This window comes from Peptoniphilus sp. HMSC062D09, from assembly GCF_001811425.1.
Lineage (GTDB): Bacteria > Bacillota > Clostridia > Tissierellales > Peptoniphilaceae > Peptoniphilus_A.
The window spans coordinates 1-22863 of record NZ_KV804697.1; the positions used below are offsets into that span (position 1 = coordinate 1).

19 protein-coding genes are annotated in these 22863 nt (G+C 33.6%); 3 read left to right on the plus strand and 16 right to left on the minus strand.

The annotated features are described in order from the left end of the window. Positions 1-12 precede the first annotated feature (12 nt). From HMPREF2801_RS01780 to HMPREF2801_RS01825, 10 genes are all read right to left on the minus strand, one after another. On the minus strand, positions 13-1449 hold the full coding sequence (locus HMPREF2801_RS01780) for a sensor histidine kinase (protein WP_070610296.1): 1437 nt from the start codon (positions 1447-1449) through the stop codon (positions 13-15). Continuing rightward, positions 1433-2104 (minus strand): response regulator transcription factor, encoded by a 672-nt coding sequence (locus tag HMPREF2801_RS01785; protein ID WP_019124293.1) that lies wholly within the window; start codon positions 2102-2104, stop codon positions 1433-1435. Before HMPREF2801_RS01785 ends, HMPREF2801_RS01780 begins: the two co-directional genes overlap by 17 nt. 205 nt (positions 2105-2309) lie before the next feature. After that, positions 2310-3740, minus strand: a complete 1431-nt coding sequence (gene gatB / locus HMPREF2801_RS01790) for an Asp-tRNA(Asn)/Glu-tRNA(Gln) amidotransferase subunit GatB (protein WP_070610297.1) — start codon at positions 3738-3740, stop codon at positions 2310-2312. Next, positions 3737-5188 (minus strand): Asp-tRNA(Asn)/Glu-tRNA(Gln) amidotransferase subunit GatA, encoded by a 1452-nt coding sequence (gatA, locus tag HMPREF2801_RS01795; protein WP_070610298.1) that lies wholly within the window; start codon positions 5186-5188, stop codon positions 3737-3739. The genes gatB and gatA overlap by 4 nt, the downstream gene beginning before the upstream one ends. A 9-nt stretch (positions 5189-5197) precedes the next feature. Further along, on the minus strand, positions 5198-5479 hold the full coding sequence (gene gatC / locus HMPREF2801_RS01800; RefSeq protein WP_019124290.1) for an Asp-tRNA(Asn)/Glu-tRNA(Gln) amidotransferase subunit GatC: 282 nt from the start codon (positions 5477-5479) through the stop codon (positions 5198-5200). Then, positions 5472-7469 (minus strand): NAD-dependent DNA ligase LigA, encoded by a 1998-nt coding sequence (gene ligA, locus HMPREF2801_RS01805; RefSeq protein ID WP_070610299.1) that lies wholly within the window; start codon positions 7467-7469, stop codon positions 5472-5474. The genes gatC and ligA overlap by 8 nt, the downstream gene beginning before the upstream one ends. A gap of 10 nt (positions 7470-7479) precedes the next feature. Next, a complete protein-coding gene (locus tag HMPREF2801_RS01810; RefSeq protein ID WP_070610300.1) occupies positions 7480-9675 on the minus strand; it encodes an ATP-dependent helicase in 2196 nt (731 codons plus the stop codon). A 46-nt stretch (positions 9676-9721) separates the two neighbouring features. After that, the gene (locus HMPREF2801_RS01815; RefSeq protein WP_070610301.1) at positions 9722-10402 is read right to left on the minus strand and encodes a tRNA threonylcarbamoyladenosine dehydratase; all 681 of its coding nucleotides are present in this window, start codon (positions 10400-10402) and stop codon (positions 9722-9724) included. 44 nt (positions 10403-10446) lie between these two features. Next, positions 10447-11508, minus strand: a complete 1062-nt coding sequence (locus HMPREF2801_RS01820) for an S-layer homology domain-containing protein (RefSeq protein WP_070610302.1) — start codon at positions 11506-11508, stop codon at positions 10447-10449. A gap of 76 nt (positions 11509-11584) precedes the next feature. Beyond that, positions 11585-13624, minus strand: coding sequence for an S-layer homology domain-containing protein (locus HMPREF2801_RS01825; RefSeq protein ID WP_070610303.1), 2040 nt, complete (start codon positions 13622-13624; stop codon positions 11585-11587). 206 nt (positions 13625-13830) lie between these two features. Between HMPREF2801_RS01825 and HMPREF2801_RS01830 the strand changes: the two genes are divergently transcribed. The 3 genes from HMPREF2801_RS01830 to HMPREF2801_RS01840 are packed head-to-tail and all read left to right on the plus strand — an operon-like array spanning position 13831 to position 15244. Then, complete coding sequence (locus HMPREF2801_RS01830; protein ID WP_070610304.1) at positions 13831-14643, plus strand: precorrin-2 dehydrogenase/sirohydrochlorin ferrochelatase family protein; 813 nt, start codon at positions 13831-13833, stop codon at positions 14641-14643. A 9-nt stretch (positions 14644-14652) separates the two neighbouring features. Further along, positions 14653-14940: a DUF1637 domain-containing protein gene (locus HMPREF2801_RS01835; protein ID WP_070610305.1), complete on the plus strand. Its 288-nt coding sequence runs from the start codon at positions 14653-14655 to the stop codon at positions 14938-14940. Further along, positions 14933-15244, plus strand: coding sequence for a CC/Se motif family (seleno)protein (locus HMPREF2801_RS01840; protein ID WP_070610306.1), 312 nt, complete (start codon positions 14933-14935; stop codon positions 15242-15244). Before HMPREF2801_RS01835 ends, HMPREF2801_RS01840 begins: the two co-directional genes overlap by 8 nt. A 103-nt stretch (positions 15245-15347) precedes the next feature. On the opposite strand, the gene ppsA is transcribed toward HMPREF2801_RS01840, so the two are convergent. The 6 genes from ppsA to HMPREF2801_RS01870 form a co-directional block, all read right to left on the minus strand. Then, positions 15348-17696: a phosphoenolpyruvate synthase gene (gene ppsA, locus HMPREF2801_RS01845; protein ID WP_070610307.1), complete on the minus strand. Its 2349-nt coding sequence runs from the start codon at positions 17694-17696 to the stop codon at positions 15348-15350. 54 nt (positions 17697-17750) lie between these two features. Continuing rightward, complete coding sequence (locus HMPREF2801_RS01850; RefSeq protein WP_070610308.1) at positions 17751-18284, minus strand: class IV adenylate cyclase; 534 nt, start codon at positions 18282-18284, stop codon at positions 17751-17753. After that, a complete protein-coding gene (locus HMPREF2801_RS01855; protein WP_019124279.1) occupies positions 18284-18967 on the minus strand; it encodes a metallophosphoesterase in 684 nt (227 codons plus the stop codon). The genes HMPREF2801_RS01850 and HMPREF2801_RS01855 overlap by 1 nt, the downstream gene beginning before the upstream one ends. A gap of 7 nt (positions 18968-18974) precedes the next feature. Next, entirely contained in the window at positions 18975-21224 is a 2250-nt protein-coding gene (locus HMPREF2801_RS01860; protein ID WP_070610309.1) for an ATP-binding protein, read from the minus strand. After that, the gene (locus HMPREF2801_RS01865) at positions 21214-22236 is read right to left on the minus strand and encodes a metallophosphoesterase family protein (RefSeq protein ID WP_070610310.1); all 1023 of its coding nucleotides are present in this window, start codon (positions 22234-22236) and stop codon (positions 21214-21216) included. Before HMPREF2801_RS01865 ends, HMPREF2801_RS01860 begins: the two co-directional genes overlap by 11 nt. Before the next feature lie 64 nt (positions 22237-22300). Beyond that, a complete protein-coding gene (locus tag HMPREF2801_RS01870; RefSeq protein ID WP_070610311.1) occupies positions 22301-22852 on the minus strand; it encodes an isochorismatase family protein in 552 nt (183 codons plus the stop codon). Positions 22853-22863: the final 11 nt, after the last annotated feature.

A 22863-nucleotide genomic window follows, 5' to 3' on the forward strand; every position in this document is an offset into this window, starting at 1 on the left:
TTTTTTTTTTAACTATTTGCTTCCAATAAAGTAAAAGTCTGAGCCTTCATTAATTTTTGAGTGAACGCCATATTCGTAGCCGTGAAGTTCCATTATGGTCTTCACAATATATAAGCCAAGACCTGTTCCAATCTCTGGTCTCGTGTGGTTGTTTCTCACCCTGTAAAACCTGTCCCAAATGCCCTTGATGTCCTCTTCCTCGATGCCTATTCCTCTGTCGATGCAGTGAAATTCAGTTTTTTCTTCATCGCCTCTAATTACTAACTTTATTTCCTTATTTACTGGCGAATAATTTATGGCATTGTTTATTAAATTATAAATGACTTGATTTATTTTTGACCTGTCGCCTAAAATTCTCGTGTCACCCTGTGAATCAATTACAAAGCTGTAATCAGAATAATTTTTATTGATTTTAAACCTATCTAAGACTTCATGGACAGAATCCTCTAAGTCAAATTCTTCCTTTTTAATCTCTTCAAGATTAGATTCAATTTTTGAAAGATCCAGCAAATCATTTACTAGGGCAGTTAAATTGTCAGCTTCACTGATAATTGTCTCAAGGTGTTTGTTCCTCAAAGTTTCATTTGGACCAGATATATCCCTAATCATTTCGCCATAGGACTTTATAACAGTAAGTGGTGTCTTTAAGTCGTGACTTACATTTGCCACTAAGTCCTTTCTCATTTCAATTGTCTTTGTAAGTTCATTTTTTGCATAGTTAAGGGTGTTGGAAAGGTCGTCGATTTCTGTGTATTCGCCCTTCCTAAACTGAACCTTATAATCTCCTCTGGCAAGTTCCTTAGCAGTGTTTGACATCCTTACAAGGGGTCTTGATAGTCTTCTTGAAACAAAATATGCAGTGATTGATGCAAAAATAAGAGCCAAGAAAGAAATAATTATTAAAATTCTTCTTATTACATCAACTGTTGCGTCCACCGGCTTTAAAACTGAATTTATGTAGAGATAATAATCTTCTCCATCAGTGTTCCCAAGGTAGCCTGCATAAATAATTGATGGGTCCTTTAAGTTTTCATACCTAACTGTATAAATTTTATAAGTCCTGTTATCCCTTTTTAGTGAACCAAAAAACTTGTCAAAATTTTCCCAAATCATTCTAGGTCTCTCAACAAATTCGTCAAACAACCTTAGAGGAAAGACCCAAGCACCATTTTCGTCTAAGACTTTAATTTCAAGACCCTTTGTGTTGGCGTAATTGGAAAGTTTCGTCTCAAAATCCTCGGAATTATATTCACTTCTCAGTTCGTTGCCCACCTTTGTAACTTCACGAATTTTCATTGTTTCGTAAAAGCTTGACAAGAAAACTGTTTGAAAAAGCCAAATAGAAATTAAAATTAGTCCAGCAAAAATTACAAAGGACTTCCACAACTTAAATAGGATGCTGTTTTTGTCAATTTTTACTCTCCTTATTTCTTTAATTTCTTGTATCAAATTTATATCCCACTCCTCTTACAGTAATAATAAATTTTCTGTATTCCTTAATTGAATTTCTAAGCATTTTTATGTGAGTGTCTACTGTTCTGTCTTCGCCATAAAAATCATAGCCCCAAACTTGGTTTAAAAGCTTGTCCCTTGAAAGGGCAATATTTTTATTCTTAACCATGTAGACTAAAAGGTCGTACTCCTTTGGAGTAAGCTCTACAATTTCGTCATCAACAAAGACAACTCTTCCGTCTAAATCAATTTTTAGACCTTCGAACTCCATAGTATTGTTTTCTTCAACCTTATTATTTCTATTTACAATTACATTTAACCTTGCCATGAGTTCCTTTGGAGAGAAGGGCTTAGTGACATAATCGTCAATTCCAATTTCAAAGCCAAATAATTTATCGTACTCCTCGCTTCTTGCTGAAAGCATTAAAACTGGAATGTCTTTAATCTTTTTAATTTCTTTGTAGGAAGAAAATCCATCAAGCTTTGGCATCATAATATCCATAACTATTACATCAAAATCTTCTTCGCGAACTTTATCTATTGCTTCAAGGCCGTCTCTTGCCTCGACAACTTCGTGACCTTCGAATTCAGCATAAGTTCTAATAACTTCTCTTATGCTCTTTTCATCATCAACAACTAATATCTTAAACATTTAATCACCTGCTTTATTATAATAAAAAATTGTGAATATTTAATGACAGCTTTGTTAAGGCTAATAACCAAAACTTAAATTTATATTTACATGACATAATTATATCAATACTTTTAAAAATTTGTAAAAATCTTTTTATAAGTCTTGAAATTTTTAGGTAAATAAAAAAGGTGCCAAGCTGACACCTTAATCTAAATTATATAAATTATCTTTCCTTTAATTTTTTAACAAGCATTTCGTTGGCAATTTTTGGATTTGCCTTTCCTCTTGATTTTTTCATTACTTGTCCAACTAAAAAGCCAAGAGCCCTGTCCTTTCCTTCTTTGAAGTCAATGATTGACTGCTCATTTTCGTCAAGGACTTCATCAACAATTTTTTCAATTGCAGAAGTGTCTGTCATTTGAACAAGTCCAAGCTTATCAATAATTTCCTTTGCGCCTTCTCCTGTTTCAAACATTTGTCGAAGAACTTTCTTGCCAGCATTATTGCTGATTTTTTCACTCTTAATTGAATTTAAAAGTTCAATAAATTCTTCATTGGCAAAAGGAAGTTTAAATTCTTCATCATCAGAAATTTCTACTCTTCTTAAAATTTCTGTTTGAATCCAATTTGAAAGAAGTGTGTAGTCCTTAAAGTCACTTGCCACTGTCTCAAAGAACTTTGCAAGTTCTCTTGATGATGCAAGGACTCCTGCATCTTCTCTTGTTATGCCATAATCTTTTACAAATCTTTCAATCATTTGTCCTGGAAGCTCTGGCATTTTATCTACAATTTCTTTTATCTCTTCGTCAGTAATGTGAACTATTGGTAGATCTCCTTCAGGTGCAAATCTGTAGTCGCTGGCTGTGTACTTCACCCTCATTAGGACAGTTTCATTTTTTGCATCGTCCCATCTTCTTGTAGTTCTAATTTCTTTTTCATGGTTTTCAAGAAGCTTAATGTGTCTTTCAACTTCAAAGTCTATTGCCTTCTCAACACCCCTAAAGGAGTTAAGGTTTTTAACTTCAGTTATGGCTGTCTTCTCACCAGTCTCCATGTCCTTAATGTTGACATTTACATCGCATCTTAAGGAGCCTTCTTCCATTTTGCAGTCAGAAATATTTAAAAATCTTAAAGTTGATTTTAATTTTTCAAGAAATACACGAGCTTCTTTGCCACTTGATATGTCTGGCTTAGTTACAATTTCAATTAGGGGCACGCCACATCTGTTGTAGTCCATAAGAGTTTCGTTATCTTCAGTGTGAAGGCTCTTAGCAGTATCTTCTTCCATTTGAATTTGGAAAAGTCCTATTTTTTTATTTCCCTCATCAGTTTCAATTTCAAGATAACCATCAGTGCAAATTGCATTGTCATTTTGTGTTATTTGAAATCCCTTAGTTAAGTCTGGATAGAAATAATTTTTTCTGTCAAATTTTGATTTGTTATTTATTTTGCAGTTAAAGGCAGTACCTGCCATTACTGTATAATTTACAACATTTCTATTTAAAACTGGCATACCACCAGGTAGTGCCAAGCAAACTGGGCACACATTTGTATTTGGTTCATCTCCAAAGGAGTTCTTGCATGAACAAAAAGCCTTTGTCTCTGTGGAAAGTTCGACGTGAATTTCCAAACCTACAATTGTTTTATATTTCATTTATTTAAACTCCTTTCGAAAGCAAGTGATGCTTGAAGTAAATCTTTATCCTTAAATCTCTTGGCTGTAAATTCAATTCCAACAGAAAGACCATCTTCTCCCGCTGGCATTGGAAGTGAAATTGATGGAGAGCCAACCATGTTTGCAGGAATAGTAAATAAGTCTGCTTGATACATTTCAACTGGAGTCATGTCGTCATCAATTTTAAAAGGAAGAACTGGGAAGGTTGGACAAATCATAAAGTCGTAATCCTTAAACATCCTGTCCATGTCTCTCTTTATAAGTCCCCTTACCTTTAGGGCCTTGTAATAAAATTCGTCGGCATTTTCCATGGAAAGAATGTGAGTTCCAATCATTATTCTTCTCTTAACTTCTTCGCCAAAGCCTTCTTGTCTTGATGCACGATACATTTCTTCAATTGTGTCAAATTTTTTGTCAGTTCTGTGACCATAGCGAATGGAATCAAAACGAGCCAAATTTGATGCAATTTCACCATTTACTAAAATATTATAAGTTTCTATAGTGTGATTAAGAGAATCTATGTCGTAGGCTTCTACTATTGCGCCATTTTCTCTTAAAACTTCAATGGCTTTATCAAGTTCTCCCCTTACTCTCTTATTTAATTCCATGTCCAAATAAGTTTTTGGTATGGCAAATTTTTTGCCTTCAAGATTTTTTATAGCGTCATCAGAAAAGTCAAAGTCGTATTTAAGTCCAGGATTTCCCACAGAAGTTGCGTCTCTTTCATCGCGACCTTCAATTACATTAAACATCATTGTAAGGTCTCTCACATCCTTGGCAATGACACCAGGTTGGTCAAAGGTGTTAGCCATTGATGCCATACCAAATCTTGAAATAGAACCATAAGTTGGCTTCATGCCCACAGTTTTACAAAAACTTGAAGGTTGTCTAACAGAGCCACCTGTGTCTGAACCAATAGAAATTGCTGCCATGTCTGCACTGACAGAGGCAGCTGAGCCACCTGATGATCCACCAGAAACCCTTGTAGTGTCAAGTGGATTTTTTGTAACTCCAAAATAAGAAGTTCTAGTTGAAGCTCCCATGGCAAATTCGTCCATGTTTACCTTGCCAAGAATTACTCCATCATTATTTTTTATTTTTTTAACTAGAGTTGCGTCATAAGGAGCTGTGTAATTTTCTAGCATCCTTGATGCACAAGTCATCTTTACATCTTTTACAGAAATATTGTCCTTAATAGAAATTGGCACCCCAGCAAGAGGAGATACTTCTTCTCTGTTGTGAAATTTTTCATCAACTTCCTTTGCTTTTTTCATAGCCATGTCTTCTGTAACTGTGATGTAGGCATTAATTTCGCCGTCTTTTTCCTTTATATTATCTAAAAATTCTCTTGTAACTTCCTGGCAAGAAAAATCTTTATTTCTATATCCTTGGGCGATTTCCCAGGCTCTTAAATTGCTAAAAGTCATGAGTCCCTCCTAATCTACAAACTTAATAAGTTTAAAATAACCGTATTTTTTAGTAGCGGCATTTTCAAGTGCCTCTTCTTGGGAAAGAGACTCTCCAGTTTTATCTTCACGAATATTATTTTCTGTTCCATTAACTTGAAAAACTTTTTCAACACCTTCAGTGTCAATTTCCTTAATTTTGTTTACAAGTTCAATATTTTCATCAAAGCTTGGCGCAAATTTGTCAAGTTCTTCTTCTGAAAAATCAATTTGAGCAATATCTGCAATATGCCTTATATCTTCTTTATTCATTTAAACCTCCTACTAATTTATCAAGTTCTTCTAAACTTAAAATTTTTATATCTAAGGACTGAGCCTTATCATACTTTGAGCCAGGATTTTCGCCAGCTATTACATAGTCTGTCTTTTTGCTGACAGACCCAGTAACCTTGGCTCCAAGAGAAATTAATTTCTCTTCAAGTTCCTTTCTAGGAAGACCAAGTGTCCCAGTAATTACTATTGTCTTATCAAGAAGTGGCTTAGCTTGGTCGCCATCATCTTCATAAACTGGCTTTACTCCAAGTTCAAAAAGTTCATCTACAGCGCCAACAATTCTATCATCATTAAAAAATTCTACAATTTCCCTTGCTGTAATATTTCCAATGTCTCCTATGGTAATTAATTCTTCTTCCTTAGAATTTTTTAATTTATCAAAATCTTTAAAGTGATTTGCCAAATCTCTCGCCGTCTTTATTCCGACATTGGGTATGCCCAGAGCATAAATAAAATTTGAGAGATGAGGACTCTTTGATGATTCAATTGCCCTTAATAGATTATTTGTCCTCTTTTCCTTAAAGCCGTCAATTTTTATGATGTCCTCATACTTTAATTTATAAATGTCAGGAATTTCTTTTAAGTCAACTGTCTCCATTAATTTTTCAATTGTCTTTTCGCTAAAGCCATCTATATTCATGGCATCTCTCGATGCAAAATGCGTAAGCCTTGACACAAGTTGTGGCACGCAAGAAAGTGTATTAGGACAGAAGATGTGGACCCCATCTTGATATAAATGTGACCCACAATAAGGACAAGTCTTTGGCTTTTCAATTTCACGAGTTTCATTAGTTGATGGTAAAGTTCCAAGTATCTCTGGAATTACATCATTGGACCTTCTAATTAAAACTCTGGAACCAATTTTAACTTTTTTCCTCAAAATGTCGTCGTAATTATTTAAGGTTGCCCTCTGAACAGTTACGCCACCAATTTCCACTGGCTCAAGTATCGCCGATGGAGTTACCTTGGCAGTCCTTCCAACATTCCAGGCAACATCAAGAAGAGTTGTGGAAATTTCTTCTGCCTCAAATTTATAGGCAACTGCCCAGCGAGGAAATTTATTTGTGTAGCCCAAGGCTTTTCTCGTCTCAATGTCATTTACCTTAATGGTAACTCCGTCAATTAAAATATCAAGCTTATCTCTATTATCTCCTATTTCGCGGATCTTATCTATGATTTCTTGGTATTTTTTTAGCTTAAAATTATATTTGGAAACTTTAAAATTATTTTCTCTCAAGAAATTTTTTATGTCGTCGTCCGTTTTAAATAAGTCCTCTTCAGTGTAGCCTACATTGTAGAAAAATGCCGTTAGATTTCTTTTCTTTGTCACTCTTGGGTCTAAATTTCTAAGAGCACCTGCTGCTGCGTTTCTCGCATTTTTTAATTTTTCTTCATTGTTTTCGTTGTACTTTTCAAGTTCTGATAAAGGCATCAAACCTTCTCCCTGCACTTCAATTTTACCAGGATAAGAAATTCTAAGTGGCACAGAATAAATTGTCTTAACTTGCTCTAAAATCTCTTCGCCAATTATTCCATTTCCCCTTGTAGATGCCATTAGGAGATTACCATTTTCGTAAGTTAAATTAATTGTGAGACCATCAAACTTTAATTCCACAACAAATTCTGGCTCTGGAAGTTTGTTTACATGATCTAAATTATAATCTTTTACAAACTTTTCTATTCTATTGTACCAAGCGAGAAGTGCCTCGTCTCCTTGAGCCTTATCCATGGAATAAAGCCTAGCAAGATGAGTGTGCTTTACAAATTTATCTAAAATTGCACCGCCAACTCTTGTGGTAGGAGAATAGGGCAAAACTGTCCCACTTTCAATTTCAAGATTTACAAGCCTGTCGTATAATTTGTCGTACTCTGCATCAGAAAGCAGTGGCTCATCTAAGGTGTAGTAATGGTAATTTAATTTGTCGATTTCAGCAATTAAATTATCCATTTCTTTTATTTTATCATCCATATTTCACCAACTAATCAACTAATTCTATAGGGGCAACAGAAAGCATTAGCCTTTTTAGACCCTTTTTATCAAAGGAAATAACAACTTCGTAGTCGCCATTTTTTTCCTTCTTTTGTACTACCATTCCCTTGCCAAAAATTTTGTGTTTAACCTTGTCGCCAACATTTATATTTTTTCCATGGCTTGATTTTTTACTTGTCTCGACTTTTTTGTCCATGCCAAAAAATTTTTTAGATCTAGTGACTGAAGTATTGCCTTCGTTGTAATCGCGAATTTCAAGTAATTCTCTACTTTTATCTTCAATAATTTCTATTTTGTCGCCCATTTCTCCAATAAACCTGCTCCTCTTTGCAGGAGTGAGCTTGCCATACATGGAACGAGTTCTTGAAGATGAAATAAATAAATTGTTGCGGGCACGAGTTATGCCTACATAGCAAAGTCTTCTTTCTTCCTCAACTTCTTCATCACTTTCAAGAGCCCTGCTTGTTGGGAAAAGTCCTTCCTCAAGTCCAACTAAAAACACTGTGCCAAACTCAAGTCCCTTGGCAGCGTGCATTGTCATGAGGTTAACTCCGCTGTCTTCTGAAGTTTTATCCACATCTGATAAAAGAGAAAGTGTATTTAAATATTCAGCTAGCTCCACTCCCTCTCTGTCGTATTCCATGATGTTTGAGTGGAGTTCTTCTATGTTTTCAAGTCGAGTCTTTGCTTCAATTGTATTTTGATTCTTTAAGTCAAGAGCGTAGCCACTTTCATATAAAACCTCTTCAAAGAGTTTTCCAATAGAAAGATTACCTGCCCTTTCCTTTAAAATTTTCAAAATACTGCCAAAATCTTTAATATTTTTTCTCGCCCTAAGATTTAAGTCTTCAAATTTGTCAATATTTGTCACTACATCATAAAGTGAAAGTCCCTTAGCATCTGCATAGTCTAATAAATCAGCTAGAGATGTATCTCCAATTCCCCTCTTAGGTTTATTTATAATCCTAGAAAGGCTGACATTGTCATCAGTGTTATTTAAGACGCGAAGGTAGGCAAGGACATCCTTTACTTCCATTCTGTCGTAGAATTTTAGTCCGCCCACGATTTTATAGGGGATTCTCTCTCTCACAAGGGCTTCTTCGAAACCCCTTGACTGAGCATTGGTCCTATAAAGGATTGCCATGTCCTTAAATTCTTCGCCCTTATAATTTAGGGCAATAATTTTATTTATAACTCCATATTCCTCTTCATTTGAGTGAGGAAACTCTCTGTAAACTACATTTTTTCCTTCATCTCTTGCTGTCCAAAGATTTTTGTCAATTCTCGTAGTGTTATATCCAATGACTTCATTTGCCACATCAAGAATTTTTTGCGTTGAACGATAATTTTGCTCAAGCTTTACAATTTTTGCACCAGGAAAATCCTTGTGAAAGTTTAAAATATTGTTGATGTCGGCACCACGCCACTTGTAAATAGATTGGTCATTGTCGCCAACTACAGTGAGGTTAGGATTTTTACCTGCAATTAATTTTATTAGCTCGTACTGAATTTTATTGGTGTCTTGATATTCGTCAACAAAAATATACTCAAACTTGTCCCTATAAAAATCTCTAACATCTTCTTCAGATCTTAAAATATCTACAGTTTTTATTAAAAGATCATCAAAGTCTAGGGCATTATTTTTTCTAAGTTTTTTCTCGTAAAGCTCATAAATTTTGCCAAGATTTTCCTTGAAAAAATTGTCCTTGTTAGCTTCTATGTATTCAATTGGACTAAGGCCTTCGCCCTTGATGTTTGAAATATCATTTACAATTGACCTTGGCTTATACATATCCTTATCAATAGCAAGTTCAGCTATAGTTTCCTTGACAACTGTTATCTGATCATCTCTATCGTAAATAGTAAAATTTCCATTATAGCCAATTCTTTCAATATTTCTTCTTAAAATTCTCACACAAATTGAGTGAAAAGTTCCTATCCACATTGAGGAGATGTCTCTGTCAATTAGCTTTTGAACCCTGTCCTTCATTTCCTTGGCAGCCTTATTAGTAAAAGTAATTGCCAAAATCTTCCATGAAGGCACCTTTAATTCTTCGATTAAGTATGCAATTTTTGAAGTTACAACCTTGGTCTTGCCAGAACCAGCCCCTGCCAAAATAAGTAGGGGACCTTCTGTCGCCAAAAGTGCTTCTCTTTGTTTATCATTTAAAGTATTTATATCCATGACTTCTCCTTACTGATAATTATTATATGTTTTTTTCGCTATCATTTCAACTTTTTAAGATATCAGAGACCACATAGGAAGCCAAAACCAAACCGCAAACAGGTGGCACAAAAGAAATTGAACCGGGAGTTCTGTCTCCTGTCTTTATTGGGATTTCTTTGGAGCAAACTACCTTTAATTTTTTTATATTCATCTCTTTTAATTTTTTTCTCATAATTCTCGCCACTGGGTCATTCTTTGTCTTTTCAATGTCTAGGACTTCAAATTTTGTTGGATCAAGGCGATTGCCTGCACCCATGGCAGAAATTATTTTTATATTTTTTTCATAAGACGCCTTTATTATTAAAAGCTTAGAAGTAATTGTATCAATGGCATCTATAACATAATCGTAGGATTCAAAGTCAATTTCCCCTATATTTTCTTCTGTTACAAATAAATCGTATTTTTTTATTTTTACTTCAGGATTTATCTCCAAAAGTCTTTCTTGGCAGGCATCTACTTTTCTCATGCCAAGAGTTTTTGTCGTTGCAAAAACTTGTCTATTTACATTTGTAATTTCATATTTATCGCCATCCACAATGCCAACTTTTCCTATGCCAGCACGGACAAGAGCTTCAACTGAGGAGCCGCCAACGCCACCTAGCCCAAAGACTAAAACTGATTTTGAATTAATTTTTTTTATATCATCAGCTGAGAGCATCCTCTCACTTCTACTTAAAAATTCCAATTTTCCTCCAATTTGAAAGGGCCGTCAAAAAACAGCCCTTCTTATTACTTTAATTTAATATTTGTCAAAGAATTTTCGCCAAAAATTCCAGAACCTTCCACAAGGTCATTTAGCTTGTGAGCCTTAAAAGTGTTGATAGTTATAATATTGCCTGGTCCAAACTTATCTGAGTCGCTTTCAGTAACCTTTACTCTAATAAATTTTACATTTCCGCCATCAATTACTTCAATGACTTCACCCTTGAAGTTGACCATAGTGCCCACTTCAGCAGGAGTCAAGTCTTCTGTATTATCTTTAGCTTCTTCACCATTTAAAATTGAATTATTGTTTAGGGCATTATTAGCCTCATTATTTTTCTTTTCTTCAGGAACTTTATTTTCACTATTATTTACCAGCAAATCATCACCAGCATGGGCATTACCACTATTTTTAACCTTATCAAGGTTAGCAGATACATAGGCAAGACCTCTTGAAGTAATAACAGCAATTTCGCTTCTTCTTATGGCAAAATTTCCATTGAAGTTGCCATCAGAACCTGTGCTTGTAAAAATATTTGCACTTACAAGACTTGGCAGATATTCCATAGTTAGTGGATTAACATTATTAATGTCCTTGTATTTTAAGTTTGACCTGTCTGTAGTTTTTTCAAGTTTAAAGGCTCTGGCATAATAAACTGCAATTGTATTTCTATTTGGATAAACTTTGTTTTCCAAAAATCCCTTTTCACGCGCACTTGTTATAGTCTTTTCAGTAATTGTGCCTTGGTAAAGATTGTAGCAAACAGCATCCTTTGCCCAGTCAACTATTCCATTGGCATTAACAAATTCAAGATAAGCAGCCCTAGCTGAATTTATTTCATCTTGGCTAGGATTTAAAACAGTTTTTAAAATTTGCATAATTTCCAAAAAGCTTACAGGATTATTTGGTTTAAAACTTCCGTCTTCATATCCCTTTAAAATATTTTTCTTAGATAATTCCTCTACATAATCATAAGCCCAAGCACTTTTGCCATTTTTACTTAAATCTTTAAAAGACCTTGCAAAAATACTTGCTGGGGCAAATAAAAGTAGGGCACTTAATCCTATAGCTATAAATTTCTTTTTCATTTAATCACTCCGCCATAAATTATATCATAATTTTAGGCAAAAAAATAGAAACCACTATGGGTTTCTATTTTGTAAATTAATAAAACTGTCCTGTGTTAGGATATCTATTATAATAACTTTCATTATAATATCTATTACTATCTAAAAAATAAGTGTAATCTTTAAAATCGCTCTTTCTAGTAGTTCTGTTTGCATAATTTAAATATTCTCGAGGATTTCCAAGGTATCTATTATTTGAATCTGAGATTATTTCCCCATCATAATTTAAATAGCCATCAAAGGATAGAACATCATATAGGTTGAGCTTTTGACTAGTTTGGAAATAAAGTGTCTTTCCTGGTTTTAATTTTTCATTATCTGATTGGATAACTCTAATTCCAATCTTGTAGACATTATAATTATATCCAACATCTAGATTGCTTACAACTTGGAACATTCCACTGAATTGTAAATTTGAATCAACTATAGTAATAGTTTCAACATCTCCATAATTATCAAGAGATAAAATAACATCTTTGCCTCTTAAATAAGATTCAGTAACTTGAGTTTGCTTATATCCATTGTAAGATTTTATTTCATATCTATCTGCAAGATAATATGTTTTAGTGTATCCATCCTTTGTCCTAATATCTATATAGCGATTATATCTTCTGTCAGTAAAAGATGATTCAACGCCACTATATGCAATAACTTCCCCTGTTACATTGCCATTATTATCATAATTAGATGCAAGTCCCTTTACAACTTTATAATTTACATAAAGATTTACATCATCATTTAAAGTAATTTTGTTTAAATCTTTAGTTTCACTTGTTATATAGAATTCATAGTCTTTGTTGTCCTTTAGTCTAATTTTTAAACCAGCTTTATCCTTATTTGAAGTGTCAAGAGAAGTAATTCTTCCTTTAATTTGAGCTTCCTTAGGATAAACTGTCATTTCAGTTATTTTGTTGTCTGCATTAGTCTTAAATTCAACTAAATCGTCAACTTTAATATCATCAAGTTTTAAATCCTTTCCATAAGCTTTAATCTTAGCATTTGAGTCAAGCGTAAATGTCTTTGTATCAGAAGTTGAAATTTTTGAAGTTGTTCTGAAGTTCAATGTATCTGAATAATCTCTGTATCTAAGAGTGATTTCATTTGTTCCCTTAGAGTTTACATATCCAACCATGTCAAGCATTGCATTTGTAACAGTGATTGTCTTTGCTGTGCCTTCTCTGTCAACAGAGTTGCTCTTAATATATTCTATTTCTACTTCTTGGCCAGCTCTAATGTCTTCAAGCTTGATGTCTTTGTCCTTTAATTTGTATTTTGTGTTATTGTCAAGGTCAAAGGAATATTTTTGTTTATCTGCTTCAATGATAATTACATTTACATTGTTTAGCTTTGAAGAAAGAATTACAGTTCCCTTTTTCTTTTCAACTTTAGAGCTTACTGTGTTTCTAGATGCGTAATCAAAGGAAGCCTTAGTGATTATTGCAGTTTCTGCACGAGTAATAGGTCTATCTCCTTCAAATTTTCCATCAGATCCAGTTGATGTGAAGATGCCTGCTTCTATAAGAGAAGCTAAGTATCCTCTCAAGCTGTCGCTCATAGTGTTTTGATCTTTATGTCTCAAAAGTGTAGTGTTTCCATTTGCATTTAAGTTAAGAGCTCTAGCAAAGAAAATTGCAATGTCGCTTCTGCTTGGGTATTCTCTGCCATCAATTTTAAAGAATCCTCTTTCATAAGCTTTCTTTAAGGCACTTTCATTTAAGTAACCTCTGTGAAGTGCTAAGCAAACTGCTTCTTCAGCCCAAGAATTTACGCCATTGTCCTTGGCAGTTTTTGAATATTTTTCTTTAGCAGTTTTTACTTCATCAGCACTTGGATTTAGAACTTGTTTAATGAGTTGTAGTAGTTCTTCAAGTGAAACTGAATCTCCTGGCTTAAATTCTCCATTTGGATGTCCACTAATAACACCCTTGTCGCTTAATACATCAATTGCATTGTAAGCCCAAGCATATTTATTGTCTCTCTTGACATCCTTAAATTCTTTTGCAAAAGTTGCGCTTGGTACTAGCATAATTGTTGCAAGACCAAGAACAGCTGCTCTCTTTAAATTATTAGATTTCATTATAAAACCTCCATATTCTATAGCCTGTTTAGTCTATTATAACACATAATATACCCATTATATTTTAGAAATATTAAAATTTTATTAAATTAGTAGTGAAAAGTTATAATAAATGTAATAATTTGCTTAAAATGTCCTAATATTTGGTATAATTAAGCTAAGTTACATATTATTGTAAAAAATTAGTTTTATAAAGGAGTGATATTATGCGTTACCTACCAGTGAGTCTTGACACCTTTGAAAAAAAGATCTTAATTTTAGGTGGAGGCTACCTTGCCCTATCTGCACTTAAATCGGTAATAGATACTGAAGCGGAAATATATATGGTTGCAGACAGCTTTACTAAGGACATAGTAAAAAAATCTGAAGAATCTGATGGCAAAATTAAATTAAAGGAACATGAACTTGAAAAGGATTTTAAGTTTATGGGCTTTGACTATGTGCTCATTGCCACAGAGGACTTCGAGCTCAATGAAGCCCTTGAAAAAAGAGCCCACGGAAGAAATATGATTTACCAAAGATTTGATATCTTTTCAAAGTCACTAATGTCCATAAATAAATCTGTTGAAAGGGGACCACTTACTTTTTCACTAAATTCTTCAAGGCTCAATCCAACTATTACAGATATAATTTTTGAAGATTTAAAAGAATTCTCTCAAAAATATAATTTGGAAAAATTAAATATTTTAAGCGAAATTAGGTCTGAACTTGTTCGCAAAAATTCACAAAACATTGACGAAATCATCAGCAAGCTCTATGAATCTGAAACTATAAATCTTTCAACTTTCTTAGAAGAGATGCCTGAATATAAAATTGAGGATTTAAAATCTTCTGAAGATTTACTTAATCACATTGAAAAGGGCAGCGAAATAAACCTAGAAAGAGAAAGCAGCTTAGAAGATGATCAAATCATCAAGAAGAATTTAGATGATGCAAAAAACTTTTCAAGAGACAAGGATCTTGACAGAAGTGATTTAAATTTGGAAAGTTTTCACGATTTAGATAAATTTAAGAAATGAGGTAATAAAATGATTGGTTATGTAGGAAGTATGCCTGGAAAAGTTTTTAGTGAAAAGGAATTTACTCTAGTGAAAAAAGTTTTAGCCTCTGGCGAAACTATTGACAAGCACAATCACCCTGGCTTTACTGTACTTGTAACTATTGTTAAGGGTAAAATTAAAGTTATATTAAATGAAGAAGAGGACAGAGAGTTTGAACCAGGTAAGGTCCTAAAATTCGATGGTGAAAATTATATTGCCATTGAAGCTATTAAGCCAAGCGAATTTTTTGTAACTCTCATAAAAAAGGATGAGTAATTTGAGAATTAAAATTACAGAAGAAGCTCTTAATTTTTTATCTGAAAAAAATGTAAGAGAAATTACTGTTGACTTAATTACATCAAAGCAGTGTTGTGGAAGTGGTCTTCCCACTTCTGACACCTATATTGGTAGCCCAAGAAGAAAAGAAAGAGATCACAATGTTTTTGAAGAAGAGGGTCTTAAAATAAATATTGACAAGTCCCTAAAGTTTCAAGACGACTTGTGCACTATAGACTTGGTAAATCTAATCTTTACAAAATCTCTTGTCTCAAATTTTTTGGACTACAACAAACTAATTTAAATTTTATCTGCTGATTATTTCAGCAGATTTTTTTATTTAGACTATGATTTAAGGCATATAAAAAAGATCCCATGTCGCCATGAGATCTTTCTTTATTTATATCTTACATTTGTCTAAGTTTCTTTAAAATAATTTTTTGTTCAACACTTGCAACAAGTCTTCTTGTGTATTCAACTGTGTCAGGGTTTACTGACATTGAAGTGATTCCACATTCAACTAAGAATTCTGCAAGTTCTGGATATTGGCTTGGTCCTTGTCCACAAATTGAGCAAGTAATTCCCTTTTTGTTGGCTGCATCAATAATTGTCTTTAGGGCAATTTTTACTGCATCATTTCTTTCGTCAAAGTAGCCCATATTGTTAAGAACGCCAGAGTCTCTGTCTGCACCCATTACAAGTTGTGTCAAGTCATTTGAGCCAATGGAGAATCCGTCAACTAATTCTGCAAATTCTTCTGCTTGAAGAACTACTGCTGGCACTTCTGCCATAATCCAAATCTTAAAGTTTTTAGATTGAACAAGACCTTCTTCAGCCATAATTCCCTTTACAACTCTAAGTTCTTCAGGAGTTCTTACGAAAGGAAGCATAACAATTACATTTGTAAGTCCATATTCTTCTCTAACTTTTTTAATAGCGCGGCATTCAAGTCTAAAGCCTTCTTCGTATTCAGGAGAAATATATCTTGAAACGCCTCTCCAACCAATCATTGGGTTAGCTTCAATTGGCTCAACTTCGTCTCCACCCTTTAGACCTCTAAATTCATTTGTCCTAAAGTCAGAAGTTCTAACAACTAAATTCTTTGGATAAATTGCTTGAGCAACTTTAGAAATTCCTTCAGCAAGTTTATCTATCATTAAGTCGCCTTGGCCAGTTTTTACTAAATACATTGGGTGAGCACCTATCATATTTGTGAAAATAAATTCAGTTCTCATAAGTCCAATGCCGTCCATTGGCAAGTTTTTATATTTTTCAATTAATTCTGGTTCGCCAAGGTTCATGTAAATCTTAGTTGCAGTTGTTGGTGCAAAAAGATTTCTAAGTTCATCTAGGTTTGCAATACTTGATACATTTGGAGAGTCAGGAGATTTCTTTTCTTCTTTTTCCTTTAGAACTTCGCCTTCGTAAACAATTCCTCTTACTGCATCAACTGTTACAGTGTCACCTGTTTTTAGTGTTTTTGTTGCAGTTTTTGCTCCAACTATACATGGAATTTGTAATTCTCTTGAAACTATAGCTGCGTGACAAGTTCTTCCGCCTTCGTCAGTAACAACTCCAGCACATTTTCTCATTGCAGGAACCATGTCTGGGTTAGTCATGGCAGTTACAAGTACATCTCCTTCTTCAACAAGGTTGATTTCTGAAATGTCCTTTATAAGTTTAACTTTACCTCTGCCAATTCCTGGAGAAGCAGGAAGTCCCTTAACAAGAGTGATTAATTTTTCTTCCTCTTCTTCCTTGTCGCCAAGAGTTGTAATAGGTCTTGATTGTAGGAAGTAAAATTCCTTAGTGTCTCTGTCAAAGCCCCATTCAGTATCTTGTACTGAGCCGTAAAGTTTTTCTACCTTAAGTCCTCTTTCAACAAGAGTGTCTAATTCCTTAGGAGAAAGTGCTTCAGCCTTTACTGCATCAGCTCCTAAGATGTCTTTTACATTAACTACTCTAGTTCCAACACCATCTTCATTTTTAATAACCATGTATTCTTTTTCAGAAATATTTTTTTCGATAACTTTTTTTGTCTTTTTGTCAATAATATATTCATCAGGTGTTACAATTCCTGATACAACAGCTTCGCCAAGTCCGTAGCTTGCGTTGATCATCATTTCATCCTTGCTGTTGTTAATAGGGTTTGCTGTAAACATTACACCAGATTTTTCAGAGTTAACCATTTTTTGAATAACTACTGAAAGAGCAACATCAAAGTGATCGTAATTTTGTTTTTCTCTGTAATAAATTGCCCTTGAAGTCCAAAGTGATGCAAAGCAATCTCTTATATGATTTAAAAGTTCTTCTTCGCCAGAAATGTGTAAGTAAGTATCTTGTTGTCCTGCGAAGGATGCGTCAGGCAAATCTTCTGCAGTAGCTGAAGATCTAACAGCAACTTCTGGATCTTTAACTCCAATGTTTTCAGAAAATTCTCTGTAAGCAGATAAAATTTCTTCTTTTAGTTCTGGGTCAAATTCTTTTTCTTTTATTTTCTTTTGGATTTCCTTTGAAGCATTAGTAAGTTCATCAACATTTTCAACATCTACAGCTTCCATCAAAAATTTTACAACTTCGTCAAGTTCTGCGTATTTAATAAATTTTGTATAGCCACTTGCAGTGACACAAAATCCTGGAGGCACAGGTAGTCCAAAATTAGTTAGTTCACCTAAGTTTGCACCCTTTCCTCCGACAATTCCTACATCTTCTTTACCAATTTCATCAAACCATTTAATATAATTATACTTAGACATAAGCTCCTCCTTATTTGCTAAAAATATTATAACACATTAATTATATATGTCACACTATTTTTTTAAAGATTTTCTAAGTTCGTCAATGGACATTGTAGAAACATGTTCCCTATCTATTTTAAGTTCATCAACGAGGCTATAAATTTCTTCCATGCTTGGCGCTTCAATCTCCACATAAGGCCTTGGATAAGTGTCTTCATCCCAAGTGTCAATGTCAATAACAAGGGAATTTAAACTGTATTTTCTTCTATTCTTGTAGCCCTTGTGAAATTTGTCGTAGCCAAGACATTTTAAAATATTTATTAAATCTTCCACACTATTTATTTCAGTAGTGTGTTCTATATTGTCCCTCACCTTTATGTCAGAGATATTTTCTTTAAAGGTAAAATATTTTTTTTCTTTACCGCCAGATTTTGCAACTCTAATTCTAAGATAGCCATGCTTCTTATAAATTTTATGCGCCGTTGAATTAACTGTAATGTTAATTTGGTCTTCTTCCTTTACAAATTCAGCGCCTAAGGCTTTTATTTTTTCTTCAAAATCTTTTATGTCAATATCAAGAAGTTTAACTTCAATTTCTCTTTCCATTAGTCCTCCAAAATTTTTTTTAACTTAAAATCTAAGTAGTCGCTTGCAACAAATTCATATTCCACTCCCAAGAGTTCTCCCTCATAGGAATACTTGTGGCCCTTGCCATGAAGGTGACCGTAGATACATTTTTCCACCTTGTAATCTGAGAGAGTCTCAGAAAATTCATTGGGTCCTAAATCTTGGTTAAAGGGTGGATAGTGAATCATGGCAATTATTTTTTTGTTTACACAGGAATCCAGGGAGTTTTTAAGTCTCTGGACCTCTCTCAAATATATTTTTTCATCATCTTCCGAAAATTCAAAAGAATCACGAGAAGCCCAACCTCTCGTGCCACAAATGGAATAATCTTTGTATTCAAAGGAGTTGTTGTGCAAAAAGTGAATAGTCTTCAAGTCTAAATTGTTCATCTTGTTTAGGGAAGACCACCAGTAATCGTGATTGCCCTTGGAAATTATTTTGGTTCCAGGTAGGTCATCAATTCTCTTTAAGTCAAGGGCTGCTGTATCTAGTTTTAGTGCCCAAGAAATATCTCCTGGCAGGAGAACTAGATCTTCGTCACTGACCACTTCTTTCCAGTTTTCAATTATTTTTTCTTCGTGATTTTCCCACTTATCTCCAAAAATATCCATAGGTTTTTCTTCTGTATAATCGAAGTGAAGATCTCCTATTGCGAATATCATATACACCTCAAAGTTTAATTAAATTATATGTCAAATTGTATTTATCTAAAATTTCTCTTTCCCTATTTGAACTTGAAAAAATTAAAACTTGCTCTTCATCTTTTAAGACTTCAAGAGTGTTTTTCAGCCTTTCATCATCGTAGGAGTCGAAATGACTGTCAAGTACAAGGGGAATTTTTTTGTCAGTAATTATTTTTGAAATAGAAAGCCTAAAGGCAAGATAAATTTGGTCCATGGTGCCAAGGCTTAGCCTATCTAAAGCTACATAATCGCCAACATTTTTATCATATACCTTTATGTCAAATCTGTCATCAATTAAAATTTCGCTGTACTTAGATGAGGTCATCTTGTCCAAATAATTTGAAATATTATTTTTTAAAATAGGAAGAGTGTCTCTTCTCCTTAGCTTTATAAAGGTCTCAAATTTATCTATAGAAAGCTCTAAAAGCTCTCTTTTGTATTCTAATTTTTTAAGTTTATCTTCTAATTCAAAGGATTTTTCTTCTAGGCTCCTCAATTTTTCCAAGGATTCTTCCTGAGTTTTTAAAATTCCCTCTAAGTTTGAAATTTCTCTTGTGACTTCTTTAATTTTATCTGAAATTGATTCTAGGGACTCTTCCCTATAAATTTCGCCACTTAAATTTTCTCTTTCAAGGGCTTCAATTCTATATTCGTACTCACTTGTCTTGTCCTTATTGTAGTCTTTAAGTTCATAAAATAAATTTTTTAAGTCTTTAATGTTTTTTACGCCATACTTTTCAAAAATTTTTAGGAGTTCTGCTTCAAGCTCTGAAATTTTTTCCTTAGTATCTCTTATTTCAAGATGATTTTTTTCCTTCCAGCTTTCATTGTACTCATTTTTAGAAATATTTTTTAAGTTTTCTTCCTTTTTTTCATCTAAAATTTCTGAAAGAGCTTTTAAATCTCTTGCCTGGTATTTTTCAAGAAGTTCAGCAAAATCCTTGTCAAATTCTTTCTTCTTTATGGTTTTGTCCATGGATTTTTTCTTAAAATCTACGAGTTTGTTTTTTAGGCGATGCAAAAGGTCCTTGTTTTCTCTGTATTTTACAATTCTAAAGTATGAATAAGTGAAAAATATTATAGAAAAAATTATGAGAAAATATTTTTTAAAGTAAATTGAAAGAAAGACTGTGGCTCCACCTGCAAGACAAGATAAAAATATTTTTAAAAAGTATTTAAAGGCAACTTTTTCAATATTATGGATATCTGCAGAAATTATTTCTATTTCTTTAGAAAAATTATTTTCATTTAAAAGTGCAATTTCTTCTTTAATTTCCTTAAATCTCTTGTAGTCAAGTTCAGCATCATCGTCAATTTCAAAAATATGACCTTCTTGGGAAAGTAAATCATCAAGCTTGCTTGAATAAAGTCCCGTAGACCTATTTATTTCAATGGCTCTTTCAAGGTCAGAAAAATCAAAATTTTCATCCTGGCTTTTCTTTTCTTCTTGGCTTTCCTTTAACTTCTTTTTTAATTCTTGGAGTTCAAAAAGCTTTCTGCCCCTCATCTTATCTTCAAGATCCTTTAATTCTTCCTCAGCATCCTTATGGGCTTGGGCAGTTTTTTCATAATTTTCCCTTAGGCTTGCAAAATTTATTTTTTCAGCCGTAATTTTTTCTAGCTCTCCATAGGTCCTCCCAATTTCAGAGGTCTTTCGCCTCTTAGTTCCCAATTCATCTAAATCTTTATTCATCTTGTCCAAGACCTTTGTCAAATCAAGATTTTCATCTTGAGAGACAGAAAAGTTGTCGATTTTATTTTTTATTTCTCCTGCAGCATCTTCTTCCACTTGAGAAAATCTCTGTGATATAAAAAAACTAGACCTGTAAAGCCTTCTGCTCATATCAAAAAATATGAGACCAGGCTGTGGAATTCTTGAATTTAAATAATTTCTCTCATCCTTGGAAAGATCTTCGCCATTTTCTATATTTAATATAGAAATTTCATCGGCATCAAAGTCTCGACTCACCCTATAGCCTTCGCTCTGGTCACTTAAAAGCACATAGCCCTTATATAAATTGGTAGACCAGGGCCTTGATTTTTCAAAAATATCGTCGCGAACTTTTCTGGCAAGAGAATCTCTGCTAAAGCCGTAAAAAATTCCGTCAATAAAGTTAACGATAGTGGACTTGCCGCCCTCATTTTCTCCTGAAATTAAATTGAGACCCCTGTCAAGCTCTATTATTTTATTTTCAAATTTTCCAAAATTTAAAATTCCCAGTTCCTTAAATATCATAATATTGCTCCAAAATGTACTCCCTGGAAAGGTCTCTGGCATCTCTTTCTATTTCATCATCAGAAAAAGTGTCAAGGAGATCTAAAATATACTTGTCTTTAATTTCAAGGTCACCTTCAAGGGCTTGTGTCAGTTCATTATTTATCTCAAAATAAAAGGCTGAAAGATTTTCTCTCAAAAAGCTTTCGATTTCTCTCTTGTGAGGGCCCTTTCCCTTAAGAGTAATCCTATAGAGGTTGTCCTCTTCTATTTTATCTTGAAGGTTTTTTAAAATTTCAGAAAAAGTCATGTCTTCACTTATTTTTACATCAAGATTTACAAACTCTCTCCTGGAAAAATCTTTGTATTCAAGGATTTTTTTCTCATCATCTAAAAAGATTATCCCCCTCTTGCCTTCATCCTTAAAGGAAAGTGGAATCAGTGAGCCAGAGTAGTAGGCATTGTCAAGGACCTTGCCCCTCTTGTGGATGTGACCAAGGGCAAGATAATTAAATTCTCTCATAAAACTTTCATCAAGGGGCAAATACCTCTCGTCTTTTAGGTCAGAGTGAAAGAGACCAATATTGATAAAATTTTTATCTAGTTTCACCTGGCTAAAATCTTTCTTGAAATTATAATTGTCATAGGATATTCCATAAATTCTAGTGTTTAAGTCACTTAATTCATAAAAATCCAAGTCGCTTTTAAATATATATAAATTTTCTGGCAAATCTACCTTTAAAAATAAATTGTCAGATGAAAGATAGTCGTGATTTCCAAAAACTACAAAGACCTTTGCCTTAATGGTCTCAATAATATCTATAAATCTCTTTAAATCCCTTAGGTTAAAAAATTCTCTCTCAAATAAGTCTCCAGCAAGTAAAAAAATATCTGCCTGGACCTCATTGGAAAAGTCAGCTAGGTCTTTAAAGGCGCGCCAAGTATCCTCTAAAAGTTTATTTGAAACTTCAAGAGGTAGTCTTCCCCTGTAAAATTTTTTTAAATGTAAATCACCTGCGTGAATTATTTTCATCTTATCACCAAAGTAATTATATCACAGTGAAAACAAAAAAGAGCTCCACCTGGAAGCTCCTCAATTAAATAATTAATTTTTGTAAAGTTTTAAATTCATCTGTGCCAGCAATGCCTGCTAAATCAAATAAAACTGTCTCTGTATTTGTTATAACAGCACCCATTTCGCCAAGTTGTGCCATGCCATTTTTCGTATTTTTTTCTGACCTTGAGCCTAGAGCATCTTCTACTACAAAAACTTCAAAGCCAGCTTCTAAAAGTGCCCTCACTGTTTGGAAGACGCAAATATGTGTTTCCATGCCGCAGATAATAATTTGTTTTTTGCCAAGTCTATCAATTTCATTTTTTATTCCCTCATCGCCATAGGAATTAAAAGTTAGCTTGGCAAATTCTTCCTTATCCTTTAGTGGAGCTTTAACTTCTTCATTAGTGTAGCCAAGGCCCTTTGGATACTGAACTGTGTAAATTGCTTCTGCCCCAATAATACTTGCTACCTTTGCCAAAATTGTAGAATTTTTTACAATTTCTTCCTTGTTGTACATGGCCTTTAAAAGTTTGTCTTGAATGTCAATAAAGGCAAAAAGCACATTATCTCTATTTAAGTGAAAATTTTTCATTTATCCTCCTC